8 protein-coding genes are annotated in these 13,777 nt (G+C 33.5%); 6 read left to right on the top strand and 2 right to left on the bottom strand.

The window, feature by feature from the left end:
- Window positions 1-138 precede the first annotated feature (138 nt).
- On the bottom strand, window positions 139-693 hold the full coding sequence (locus IPK14_06575) for a GNAT family N-acetyltransferase (protein ID MBK7993087.1): 555 nt from the start codon (window positions 691-693) through the stop codon (window positions 139-141).
- A 189-nt stretch (window positions 694-882) separates the two neighbouring features.
- On the opposite strand from IPK14_06575, the gene IPK14_06580 reads away from it, so the two are divergent.
- From IPK14_06580 to IPK14_06590, 3 genes are all read left to right on the top strand, one after another.
- Window positions 883-1,701: a class I SAM-dependent methyltransferase gene (locus IPK14_06580; protein MBK7993088.1), complete on the top strand. Its 819-nt coding sequence runs from the start codon at window positions 883-885 to the stop codon at window positions 1,699-1,701.
- 156 nt (window positions 1,702-1,857) lie between these two features.
- Entirely contained in the window at window positions 1,858-3,357 is a 1,500-nt protein-coding gene (locus IPK14_06585; GenBank protein MBK7993089.1) for a hypothetical protein, read from the top strand.
- 49 nt (window positions 3,358-3,406) lie between these two features.
- The gene (locus IPK14_06590; protein ID MBK7993090.1) at window positions 3,407-5,527 is read left to right on the top strand and encodes a hypothetical protein; all 2,121 of its coding nucleotides are present in this window, start codon (window positions 3,407-3,409) and stop codon (window positions 5,525-5,527) included.
- A 46-nt stretch (window positions 5,528-5,573) separates the two neighbouring features.
- Here IPK14_06590 and IPK14_06595 read toward each other — a convergent pair whose 3' ends face one another.
- Window positions 5,574-6,410 carry a hypothetical protein gene (locus IPK14_06595; protein ID MBK7993091.1) on the bottom strand — a complete coding sequence of 279 codons (837 nt, stop codon included), beginning with the start codon at window positions 6,408-6,410 and terminating at the stop codon, window positions 5,574-5,576.
- A 247-nt stretch (window positions 6,411-6,657) separates the two neighbouring features.
- Here IPK14_06595 and IPK14_06600 point away from each other — a divergent pair, with 247 nt between their 5' ends.
- The 3 genes from IPK14_06600 (at window position 6,658) to IPK14_06610 (ending at window position 13,738) form a co-directional block, all read left to right on the top strand.
- Window positions 6,658-9,132 carry an NF038122 family metalloprotease gene (locus IPK14_06600; protein MBK7993092.1) on the top strand — a complete coding sequence of 825 codons (2,475 nt, stop codon included), beginning with the start codon at window positions 6,658-6,660 and terminating at the stop codon, window positions 9,130-9,132.
- Window positions 9,133-9,383: 251 nt separating this feature from the next.
- On the top strand, window positions 9,384-10,400 hold the full coding sequence (locus IPK14_06605) for a hypothetical protein (protein ID MBK7993093.1): 1,017 nt from the start codon (window positions 9,384-9,386) through the stop codon (window positions 10,398-10,400).
- Window positions 10,401-10,411: 11 nt separating this feature from the next.
- Window positions 10,412-13,738 (top strand): PAS domain S-box protein, encoded by a 3,327-nt coding sequence (locus tag IPK14_06610; GenBank protein MBK7993094.1) that lies wholly within the window; start codon window positions 10,412-10,414, stop codon window positions 13,736-13,738.
- Window positions 13,739-13,777: the final 39 nt, after the last annotated feature.

Below are 13,777 nucleotides of genomic sequence, written 5' to 3' on the forward strand. Positions count from 1 at the left end.
ATGCCAGGAATAGTTTTTTGTAATATATAAATTTATACTATTGATAATTAAACAGTTAATAGAGCAAGAAATAAATCACTAACAAAAATTTTTATCTTTTTATCTTGCTAGTTATCTTATAGGCTAAGGTAGATAAACTTATTTAGCTAACCAATCAGATTTTAGTAGTCCATAAAGTCGGTCGTCTAAAAATACGCCTTCTCTATAAACATGTTGGCGTTGAATACCTTCTAACTTAAAACCAGCTTTTTCTAAAACGCGCCACGAACTAATATTTTTATTAAATACTTTTGCAAAAATACGTAATACATTTAGTTCTTCAAAACTATATTTAATAAATGCTTGAATAGCTTGTGAGATAATACCTTGTCCCCAATAGGGTTTTGCTAGCCAATAACCAATTTCTGCAACTTGCGTGCTACTTGGTTCAGAGTGATAAATCCCTATGCTACCTATTAATTTGTTATCGCTTGAGCGACGAATTGCCAAAATCATAGGTTTTTGTTCAAGAAATTTTGATTCTAAGCCTTTTAGCCACTCCTCAGCATCATTTTCTGTAAAAGGACTAGTAATATTATCCATATTTTGATGAAACTCGGCTTCATTTAGCCATTCAACATGTGCTGCTTTATCAGTTAATTGCATTGGTGAGAGAAAATAATCTTGTGATAAATAAATAATAGGGTCTGACATTTTGGTTTTTTCTGGTAAAAACTATTTTAAGTTAAGTTTTGTTTCTGATAATCTCCCCAAAAATAAACATTGCTAAACAATTGCGCAAAATATTTATAAGAAAAGAGTTAGCTAAATATTAAAATAAAAGTAGAAATAAATTCAAATTTACTTTGTAGAAAGATTATAGAAACAAAAAAGGAATTGTAAATGATTAAAGATACTAAAGAAATAGCTTATTTATATGACCTTTACCTTGTACCAACTTGGCGAAATCACTTTGATACATTGTTTGATGAAAAATGTGGTATACCTCAAACCGGACATGTATTAGATATAAACTGTGGTACAGGTGGTCATGCTATTGAACTGGCAAAACATTTGACTGGAAAAGGTAATGTAACAGCAATTGATGATAGCTTGGAAATAATTAAACTTGCCCAAGCTAAAGCCACAATAGCAAAATTAGATAACTTAAATTTTTGGGCTGCCAATACTTTGTTTTTGGCTTTTGCTGATAATAGTTTTGATATGGTAATTACCGATGTTTCTTTGGCCGCAGCAGATAAACTAGCAAAACAACTACCAGAATTAATAAGAGTAGCAAAACCTGGAGCTAAAATAGTTGTTTATGACATAACTAGAGGTAGTTTTGATGAATTTTTTTCAGTTTTTTGGGAAGCACTTTATAACTGCCAATTGTCAGAGAAACTATTTTCTAATTTAGAAGCTTTAATTAATGAGCGTGCTACAATTTTAGAGCTAGAACAATTACTAAAAGAATCTGGACTAAAATCTATAACTAGTTATATAGAAAAAACAGAATTTCTTTTTGAAACTGCTGAAGCATTTTTTCAATCTCCGCTAATAGAACACTTTATGCTAGAAAAATGGTTTAGTATTGTGCCAAAAAACTCTGTAAAAGCTGTTAATGAAGCTTTAACATCAATTATTGACACAGAGCGCAATGGATATGATTTTGATATTTCTATTAAAGCTACTTTACTAGTTGCTGAAAAACACGCTTGATTTTGCTAGATCAATTTAACAGCTTGGCAGTAAAAAACCAATAATTAGCTTCTAACAAAATATTAACCAAAACGCCCTAAATCCTACTTGATCTATTTAGCTTTTAAGTGCTTAATGATAGAAGTCTATCTCTAGTCTTAAGTTTAAGGTGGTTTTATGAAATCTTTTTTACTATCTATTATCTTAATATGTCTTACTAGTATAGTAGGCTTTTCACAAGTTACTAATATGAAAGTAGTTAATAAATTAGGTGATCAAGCACCTGATAGCAGCTTAATTGCTGCTCTAAATCAACCTAGTATTAATAGCAGAGGAGAAGTAGCTTATTTAGGCACAGATGGTAAAGAGATTAGGCTATTTATCACTAGGAATGTTTTTAGTAATCCAACTACTGAAATATTAGCTAAACGGGGTACGCCTATCCCAGGCTTAAGCGGGCTAGATTTACTAAAGATAACATTTCCTAAAATTAATGATCGTGGAGATGTTTTATTTAGCGGGACTTTATCACAAAACCTATTTGGCGGATTATTTATAGCTTCTGATGGTCAAATAAACAAAGTTATAGTTGATGGAACAAAAACGCCTATAGGAGGTGTTTTTGTAGACTTAGCCCTTTCTAGCTTATTTACCTTTAATAACAATGGCGAAGTAACGCTAGTTTCCTCTGTTGCTGATGGTAGTAGTGATGTAGGCATTTTTACTATAAAAAATGATCAAATCAATAAAGTGGTTGCTAATGGAGATATCTTAGCTGATGGAACTAAATTAAAGATAAGTCTTCAAACGGTTCCAGCAATTAATGACCAAGGTGATGTGCTATTTTCTGCTGCAACAGAGCTAGAACCTAACAAACCAGCTATTTATTTGTTTTCACAAGGACAGGTAAAGAAAGTTGTTGGTTCAGGTGACACAACTGTTGATGGAGAAAAACTAGACATGGTTTTGTCTTCGGGTCGCTACTTAAATGATAAAAGAGAGATACTTTTTAGCGGTAAAATTGGTAGTAGCGACGGCATTTATTTATATTCAGCAGAAACTAACAAAATTACAAAACTTGTTGCTAATGGTGATTCTGCTCCAGATGGAGGAACTTTCCGAGGTTTATCAATTTCATTAACTCCTGCTCATGGGGCTTTAATCAATAATAACCGGTTTGTTTTTCGTGGCGGGACTACAAAAACTATTTATGGTTTGTTTTACTTTAAGGATGGCAAAATTATTAAAATTGTTGGTCATAGAGAACCAACCCCTTTAGGTGGAGTATTTGCCGATAATGCAACTTTTAATTGTGCTATGCTAGGGGCAATCCTTACAGAAAAAGATCAAGTAGTATTTGAAACTACAATTACAGGTGGCTCAAGCCCTAAAGCCTTAATTGCTTGGAGTGAAAATGCTTTAACAGCACCTACAATTAACAGTGCTAATTATGATAAGAAAGCTAAATCACTAACTATAAAAGCATTAGGTGTAAAATTTAGTATTCAGGTTGAAATAAACGCTAAACTTATCACTCAACCAATTAAACTTATTAGTGATAGCGAATTATCTCTTAAAGGAAACAAAAAGAAATTAAACTTAAATAAGGCTGCTAACACAAATAGGCTGGTTTTAATTACAACTGATGGGCTACGTTCAGACGCTTTTGTCTTTTAATCATACGTAAATAAATATAATTAATACAAAACTTTTCAGGAGTTAAAGAATGGTAAAGGTTTGGAGATTTTTTCTAGTATTTTTATTTTTGGTGACTTTTAATAGTTTAGCTTTTGCTTATATAGATCCAGAAGTAACAGCTAATTTTACTTGGTCAGAAGTAGGGCCAGATGGGGGAGATGTAAGGGCGTTAGCTATAGATCCTGCTGATGCTAATAGATTATTTATAGGCACAAATGACGGCCAAATCTATCGTTCAACCAATGCAGCTAAAAGCTGGACTAGACTACTGTCTTTTCATCATCCAGGTTATGTGGTAGATAAAATTATAATTGATAACAAAAGTCCCAAAATTATTTATGTTCCTCTTTGGTCTTTAGCAAATGATGTTGATGGAACAATTTATAAAAGCACCGATGGCGGAGACACTTGGCAGGAATTAACAGCAATGAATAAACATTCTGTTCGTGCTTTGGCTATTGCTCCAACAGATGCTAATTTATTAATTGCTGCTGCTATAGATGGGGCTTACATTAGCCATGATGCTGGAACTAGCTGGAGTAGGTTTTCACCAGAAAATCACCCAGATATAAAACGCTTACATTCTATTGCTATTGATCCAAAAAATCCTAATATTGTTTACCTAGGCACAGAACATTTACCTTGGCGTACTGATAATGGTGGTAAAGATTGGGTTTGTGTTAAAGGCCACCCTACAGAGAAAAAACAGCAATTTATTGATGATTCAGATATTTTTACCATTACTATTGACCCTACGGATAATAATAATATTTATGCAAGTGCTTGTAGTGGTATTTACAATAGTAAAGATGGGGCTACTACCTGGACAAAATACCAAGGTATTCCATTTACTAGCCGACGTACACATATTATTTATCCTGACCCAACCAATAACCAAATTATCTACTCTGGAACAACAGAAGGACTTTGGAAAACTACTGATGCTGGACAAACCTGGAGATTGATGAGTTCAATCCGCACAATTGTTAACTCTATTACTATTCATCCAAGTAATCCTAATCGTATTTACTTAGGTGTGAAATCTGGAGGAGTTTGGGTTAGTGATAATGCAGGAGAAAGTTTCCAAGCTAGCAATAATGGTTTTGTTAATCGTCAAATCTCTGCACTGCTCTCTGATCGTTCAGTTTCAGGGCGAATTTATGCAGCCGCTCTTTTTAATGGTTTTGACGGAGGTTTATACTTAAGTACTGATGGAGGAAGTAGTTGGAAATTATCTTCTAAGGGTTTAGCTAATGAAGATATTTATTCAATTTATCAATCTCCTTGGGATGAAAAATTGCTTTATGCTGGTACTAATTTAGGACTCTACTTTTCCAAGGATCGTGGGGAATCTTGGGTAAGAATAACTGGAAAATCTGTACCAATCCAAAGCACCCCAAGCAAAACTACCCCAAACAAAACTACCCCAAACAAAACTACAAAAACTTATAAAACAAAAAATGTTGCTTCTAAATCTAAAAAACCTCTACCTAGTGCTAACATTACTCAAAGAGTTGTAGAACTTATTGCTAACGACGCAAATAAAAGCCTTTTAGTAGCTGCCTGGTCAGGTCTTTATCAAGTTAACGAAGACGGACGAATAGAAAAACTTAATGTTGCTAATTACAATGGAAAAATCCTTTCTGTTGCCTTTGATTCTAAAGAAAAAGTTTTATATGCAGGAACTCAACAAGGGCTTTATCGCTCGTCTGATAATGGAAAAACCTGGCAGATTATACCAATTAATGATACTAATCCTGTAGTACAAGCTATCAATGTTAGTCCACATAATGGTAATGTGATAATGGTGACAACTGACACTACTTGTTTTTTCTCTAATGATGGGGCTAAGACTTGGCAACGTCGTGGGAAAGGTATCCCTTATGGAGAACCAATTGCAGTGCGCTTTAGTAGTAAAAATCCTAATGTAATTATTGTAGGAGATTATCGAAATGGTGGTGTTTATCTTTCGACTGATGCAGGAGAAAATTTCTATCAAATAGATAGACAAATAACTTCTAATCGAATAGGTGCAATTAGTTTTGACAACTTTGATGCTGATCGAGTTTATGTTGGTTCTTTTTCAGGTGGGATTTATGTGCTAAAAACCCCAGGATTATCAAGCATTACAAATAACACGGGGCAGTAGAATATTTTTGATTAAATTTTGACTGATAAGAAGACTAGCTTCAGGGCTAGTCTTCTTTAGTTTTGGTTGGTATTGGGTTTTTAGGTGGTACAGCAGCACCACGAAATTGAGGTTCAGTACCTGGAAAAATCTTAAATATATAAACTTGGTTATCTATTGGTAAGTCTTTAGCTAGTTCAACACCTTGTGAAATTGGGGTTAATGTTGGGTCAGTGACGGAAACAAATAAACTACTACGGTCAGAACTTCCACGAGTAAAAATAATAAATTTCTTAAATTCTTGATCTGATTGTATTGATTGAACCTCGTCAAAAGCTAAAAAATTAATCATTTGTGGATCATCAAATAAGCGGTTTAAGCTAAGTAGAAATTTACGTGTTGTTCCTTCTAGAAACAGTAATAATGCACTACCTTCATCTTGAGGTAAAACGGCTAAAGATGTACGATCTTCTGGAAAATCAAAAGCTGGAGGCACAATTAAAATACGTCGGTAAAATTTAATATCTAAAAAGCCATTAGTAGAATCTAAGCGTATTGGAACAATAATATCTCTAAAATCACCAAATCCAGGAATTTCATTATCACGATAATAAGCAAATCCATATCGAAGAAGTTGACGACGAGAAGAATCTAATTCTGTTTCTAAAGCTGGAACAAAGCCTTGGGGAAGCAACCTTAGTTCTACTTGACGCTGAAGCTTAATAATAGAATTTTGTGGAGAAATAAAAACAGGGCCTTCATCTTGTAGAGGGTTAATTTTATCTTTATCAACTACCCCTTTTGTTAAATCATAAGTTAAAAGTTCAGCAGATTTTTTAGTTTGTGCTTGTATTTGAATGCTTAGTAGCAATAAGACTAGTAAAGATAGGAAGGCTTTAAACATTTATTTAGCTTACCTCCAAAGAAAATAACCTAATATTAGATAAATTAATTTTACTTAAATCAGACTTTGATTTAAGCTTCTAAATAAAATGAGTGGTTTTATAATAGCGCATTTGCTGGAATTTGGTATTTGTTTTTGCTAAGACTGGAAAAATTAAAGCAGACCTATTAAACTATTTAACCATCTTAATTATTAACTCACTTATTTAACAATTTTAACAATAATATTTACTATTAGGAGGAGGAAGATGAATTATAAGCCTTATCAGCGTCATCTTTTATCTATTTTTGCAATGGTGATAACTATCATTAGTGTTGTTAGTTATCAAAGTTTAGTATCTTCAGCCAATAATCTAGGACAAAAACCTAAGGTTTCTAAAATAAAAAACTTAAAAGCCTCAGAACACTCTGAAATGTGGGTTCGCTACCAGGCTGAAAATGGTTTATTAGGTTGTCGTGATGCTAATGAGACGGAAAGAGGTATTTTTTCTTTTGAAAATCAAGCATTTAAAGCTGATGACTTACGTCAAATTAATCACTTAGAATTACAAGATGCTAAGATCCAACCTAATGCAGACGATGGTTTAACCATAATTTTACGTGGTACTTCTCAATTAGATCGGTTTCCTGAAGCTAAAGCCTCTTTTATGAAAGCTGCTGCTAGATGGGAAGCAATCATTAAATCACCTATTACAATTATAGTGGATGTGGATTTTGGAACTACCCGTTTTGGTACACCTTACCCATCAGGTGTTATTGGCTCAACTCGTAGCCAAGAACTAGGCTCAAATAGCTTTTATGTAGCTTTAAAGGAAGGATTAGTTGATACTGCATCAACTGATCAAGAAAGAGCTTTTTATAACTCATTACCAAATAATGCTTTACCAACTGATTTGGGTGATGCTCGAGCTGGCGAAGGTACCTCAGCACAATTAAGAGCTTTGCAGTTAATTGACCCTGTTGCCAATCCTACAGCAGAAATGGCAAATTTTGGCCCTCCACCTTCAATAGGATTTAATTCTGCTTTTAATTATGATTTTGATCCATCTGATGGCATAACTCGTAATAGTACTGATTTTGAAGGTGTTGCAGTACATGAAATAGGCCATTTATTAGGTTTTGTTTCTAATGTTGGATTAAGAGAACTAATCCCTAGTATTCCACCTACTCCTAATGTATGGGATCTTTTCCGTTTTCGTCCAGAAGTAACTAGCCAAAATTTTGGTACTTCACAAAGAGTACTTTCTTCTGGTGGCGAACAAATATTTTTTACTGGAACAGATAAAATACGAGTTTCTACAGGTCGTCCAGATGGCTCTGGTGGTGATAGAGCGCAGGCTAGCCATTGGAAATCAAAAGAAAATAATGGCAATGTAAAAATTGGTGTAATGGATCCTTTCTCAAGACCTGGTGAAAAAGATGATATTACTGCTGCTGATATGGCTGCAATAAATATCTTTGGTTATATTGTTGGTGCAGTTCAACCAATGGTAAATGTTAAAGTAGATGCTCCTAATGGAAGAGAAACTATTGCTGCTGGAGGAGATTTACCAATTCGTTGGACAGTTAACTCTACACAATCACTTTCTGTACAACGTATAGAGTTATCTACTGATGGTGGACAATCTTTCCCAATACCAGTTGCTACTGGTTTAGCTGGAAATGTTCGTAACTTTACCTTCAGACTACCTTCTACAATTCTTACTAATACTGCTCGTGTTAGGGTAACATCTACTGATTCTACAGGTCTTATGGGATCAGATGCTTCTGATGCTGACTTTGCTATTGCTGTACCTCAAGGGGACTTTAATTTAAGTATTGCTCCTGCTACACAAACTGTTAGTGCTGGCTCAGCTACTAGCTTTACTGTTAACGCTAATGCCTTAAATGGTTTTACTCAACAAGTAGGCTTAAGTGTTTCTGTTTCACCTCAAACTAGTGGAGTAACAGCTAGTTTTGCTAGCAATATAGTTGCTGCTGGTGGTAATACTACTTTGACAATTAATACTGCTCCAACAGCCCAAACAGGAACAGTCACCTTAAATATTACTGGAACTGCTGGATCAATTGTCCGAAGTACTACTGCTACAGTTAACGTTGTTGCAATGCCAAACTTTATGTTAACTGCTAACCCAGCTACACAATCAATTTCTGCTGGTTCTTCAGGTCTTTTTGCTGTCAACCTTCAAGCACTTGCAGGATTTAACCAACCTGTAACATTAACAGCTTCTTCAGATCAAAATGTCTTAAGCACATTTACTTTCTCGCAAAATACTATAACAGCCGGACAAACTGTTACTTTAATGATTCCTACTCCAGAAAATAGTCCTGCTGTAACAGCAAATATTACAATTACTGGTACTGCTGGCTCATTAGTACGTTCTACTTCAGTAAGACTAGAAATAATTGCTATGGACTTTGCTTTATCTTTCCCAAGTCCACAAGTAACTTTAACTCGTGGAAAAACAGGACAATTTGTTGTTAAAGTAGATCGTATTAATGGCTTTACAGGGGCAGTAACAGTTACTCCTGATGCAGCAACTTTAGCAGCCTTAAAGATCAAACTAAAGAGTCCAGCATCACAAAGTACAAGCACTGGTACAGTTATGTTTGATGTTAAGCTTAAGAAAAAATCACCTGTAGGAACTCAAAAACTAGTCTTTGTTGGTCAAGATGGTGCTGGTAGAGTACGTCAAGCTGAACTAACATTAGTAATTAACTAAGAGTACTTATTAGGTAAATAAACTAATTAGAAGTATTTGTTTATTCTTATTAGCCCTTAGAGGACTATAGGTTAATATTAAAAATAACCCGGTTAGAATGCCGGGTTATTTTTTTGTCACTATATTTTGAAATTTATTAGACTTAATAGCTTATTTTTGTGATGAAACTTTTACTATTTTTGTTATATTCTTAAACAGAATCTTAAAACTTAACTTTTTGTTAACCTCAATAAATTAAGCTTAATAAATTAATGAAAGAACAGTTCTTACTATTTTTTCAACATTCTTCTAATCCAACCCTGTTAGCTAACTTATCAGGAGAAATCCTGGCTATTAATCCAGTAACAGAAAAACTTTTTGTTAACTTAAATTTAGAAAATAACTTTTCTTTAATAATTAAAAATTATTTATTAGAAGTTAAAGACCAGCTTTTAAGAGAAAGTAATTTAATTGGTACAAAGGAAATTTTTAACTTATCTTATCAATTAAAAATTAATTTAATAGATTTTAATAATGAAAAATTAGTTTTAATAATATTTGAATTAAGCTCAAAATCTATAAATAGCTTAAATCAAGAGTTAGAGAACTTAGATAAATTTATTCAAGAATTAGTCCATGAACTAAAATCTCCTTTAGTCACAATTGCTGGTTTTGCTAATGTTTTACAAGAGGACTATAAAGAAGTATTTGATGAACAAGGGCTAAATTACCTAGAGTCCATACTTAGAGGGACAAGGCGTTTAGATAATAAGTTAATGGCATTAATGGAACTAACAAAAATAACAAGTAAAATTAAGAAGCAAGATTTGGTAGATTTTAAAGAACTTTTACAGGAAACCTGTTTCATGTTAAAGTCAGTAATTGAAAAGCGTAATCCTCAAATTATTACTATTACTGATTTACCTACAATAATTTGCAATCGCAGTTTAATTAAGAAAGCTATTTCAAACTTAATTCTAAATGCAGTTATTTTTACACCTTTAGACCGCTCTCCTGTAATTGAAATTGGGTGTAAGAAAGATTCTACTAAGTATTTATTTTGGATTAAAGATAATGCAGTAGGTATTGAAGAAAAACTGCAAAAAAGAGTATTTGAACTATTTTATCGTTCTAAAACACTGCCAAAAGTTGATGGAATAGGCTCAGGGTTGTCTTTAGTTGATAGAATAATAACGGTTCATGATGGAAAAATATGGGTTGAGTCTACACCAAATCTTGGAAGTTGTTTTTATTTTTCTTTGCCCATTAGAAATTCTTTTCAGGAGTAATATAAAATAAAATGAGTGAGACTGGGTATAGAATTCTATTAGTAGAAGAGGAAGAAGAACACGCTGAATTAATAAAGCATGTTTTTCAAAAAGAGTCTCCAAATGACATAATTACGCATGTTAGCTCTGCTCAACAAATGTGGGATTCTTTAAGACAACATACAAAATGGGACTTGTTTATCTTAGATTACTCTTTACCTGATACCAATGGACTAGGGCTTTTGGCAGAACTGCAAATGAGAAAAATAGAACGACCAATAGTTATAGTAACCGGCTATGGTGATGAAAATATTGCAGTAAAGGCTGTAAAACTTGGAGCAACAGATTACCTAGTTAAATCCCCAACATTTCCACAAATGCTTCCATCTATAGCTCATCGGGCTATTCGTAGCTATCAATTAAGACGACGTTTTGATGAAGCAGAAGCACATTTACATTTCCAAGCACTACTTTTAGATAATGTTCATGATGCAATTATTGGTACAGATATGGACAGTGATATTGTTTATTGGAATCGTGGAGCAGAGAGAGTCTTTGGTTGGACAGCAAGTGAAATCCTAGGACATAACATTGCCAAAATTATTCCTGCGGCTAACCAAAATCAGGCACAACCTCAGTTTGATAAATTACGTTTAGCTACTGAAGTTAATGGTGAATGGCCAGGAATTAAAGCTGATAAAACAGAAATTTGGCTAAGTGTTAGTACCCGGTTAATTTCTGATACTAAAGGTACTAATATGGGGTTACTTAATGTTGCACAAGATATTACTGAACAAAAAAAATTACAAGAACAAACCTATCAACAACTTAAACATACCGAAATAGTAAATCGAGTTCTAACAGCAATCAATGCTTCTGTAGAGGTTGAACAACTGCTTCCAAGCATTATTGAACTAGTTAAAGAAGCTTTTAACTCTGATCAAGTATGGTTTGACCCTGGAAAGAATTTATATTTTTTGCAAAATCAACAAAAATTGGTTTCTACTAACTCTTTAGCATTATCAGCAGAACTATCAGCCGAGTTTTATGATAATTTCCAAGAATACTTATTATTACAAACAGAAAAAATACCTATAATTTTGGATGAAACTAGTTTCTCTGATGATAGTTGGAAAGAATTTTTAGCAAAATACCAAATAAAATCTCAAGCTTTTGTGATTTTACAACCTCATTCATCTTCTTTGTGGCTGATTGGCTTAAGTTTTTCAAAAATAAAACAATGGTCTAGTTATGAAAAAAATTTGCTAGCAGAACTTACTAGAATTATTGCCTTAGCACTAGAAAAAACATTGCTCTACCAGCGTACTCACACGGCTGCAACTTATGAACAAATAATAAATTCTGTTAGTTTAGCTATTTCTCAATCCTTAAATATTGATGAGATCCTAGAAACGGTTTGTACTAAGCTAAAAAATCACTTGCAAGTTGATAGGTGTCTTTTTTTGGATGTGGTCGAATCAGTCAATACACAAGCTACTGTTACTCATGAAAAATGTGATGAAAATTGGCCTAAACTCTTAAATAACACATACTTTTATAATGATTATTCTTCAGAATTTAAGTTTTTATGGAATGGCAAACCTTGGCGTATAAGTAGCTTGCAAAAAATAATGGCTAACTTGCCAGAAAAATTAATTGCTTTTATTGAAGCAGCTAAAATTAAGTCTATTTTGTTAGTTCCAGTAATTAATAGAGAAAATAAATTAATCGGTGCAATTGCACTACATCAATGTGCTTGTACTCGTGTATGGACAGATGATGAAGTTCGTCTAGTTGAATCTATTGCCCGCCAATGTATCATTGCAATAACTAATGCCCAACTCTATGGAGAGAGTCGAAAAGCAGAAGAACGCTATCGCAGTTTATTTGATAATGCTAATGATGCAATTATTATTGCTGATATAACTTCAGGGAAAATTATTGATGCTAATGCTAGAGCAGAAGGCCTAATTGGACAAAAACGCGGCGAACTCTTAAACTCTTCTCTTGTTTCTTTACACCCTCAAACAGAACAAAATAAATATTTATTAGCTTATGACTCTTTACAAAAAACAGGTTATTTATACTTGCGCGATGCTTCTGTAGAGCAAAAAGACGGTACAACTTTACCTGTAGAACTACGTGCTAGCATTATTGTGATAGGGAAAGATTCTCTAATTCAAGCAATTCTTCGGGATATGACAGAACAACGTAAACTAGAACAGCAGCTATTTCATTCTCAACGACTTGAATCTATTGGCACTTTAACCGGAGGTATTGCACATGACTTTAATAACTTACTTGCTGGAATTTTAGGTTACGCAGAATTATTTAAGAAAAAATTAGATCCTTCAAATACAAAACTTTATAACTATGCAGGTATTATTGAGCAATCTGCTACACATGGTGCAGAACTTGCACAACGTCTAGTCGCTTTTGCTCGTGGTGGTAGTCCTAAAGCCCAGTTAATAGACTTAAATACTATAGTAGAAGACACGTTAAAATTATTAAAACGTGCTTTAGGGAAAACTATAGAAATCAGATCTGAACTTGAGTCAAAACTTGATCTAATAGAAGCAAATCCAACACAAATCCAACAAATTTTAATGAATTTATGTATTAATGCACGAGACGCTATGCCTAATGGCGGCATGTTAACCGTAATAACTAGGAATGTTGAAATTGAAGAACAACCATTTAATAGCGTCTTAAAAAGTGGTAGTTATGTTAGCTTGAGTGTTCAAGATAATGGTACTGGAATGGATGCTCAGACATTAACACGGATTTTTGAACCATTTTTTACTACTAAAGAAATTGGTAAAGGTACAGGTCTTGGCCTAGCAATGGTTTCAACCATTGTAAGAGAGGCTAAAGGACATGTTGAGGTAATGACAAAACTTGGGCAAGGAACTACTTTCCAGATTTCTTTACCAGCAGTTAATAAAAATATTACTCATTCAACTAACAATCAAACAAGCATCTTATCAGGTACAGAGACAATTTTAGTTGTAGATGATGAAGAAACCTTACGTCATTTAGCTAAGGATTTACTTGAGTCTTATGGATATAAAATATTAATGGCTGCCGATGGGCCAGAAGCTTTAGATATTTACCAAAGTAAATATAAAGAAATATCATTACTTTTATTAGATATGGTAATGCCTAAAATGGGAGGTCGAGAAGTCTATCAAAAGGCTTTAGAAATTAATCCTAAAGCAAGAGTTGTTTTTGCTTCTGGCTATTGTCCACCAGAAGAAATGGAATTAGTCTGGGAAAAATCTGTTATGGGATTTGTCCAAAAACCGTATCAAATAGAAGATTTGACTTCAGAACTTCGGCGTGTTTTAGATAAAATATAAAAATCAACTGACATCAAATGCTTTTGAAATAGGCATCTA

Source organism: Blastocatellia bacterium (genome assembly GCA_016713405.1).
Classification (GTDB): Bacteria; Acidobacteriota; Blastocatellia; order Chloracidobacteriales; family JADJPF01; genus JADJPF01.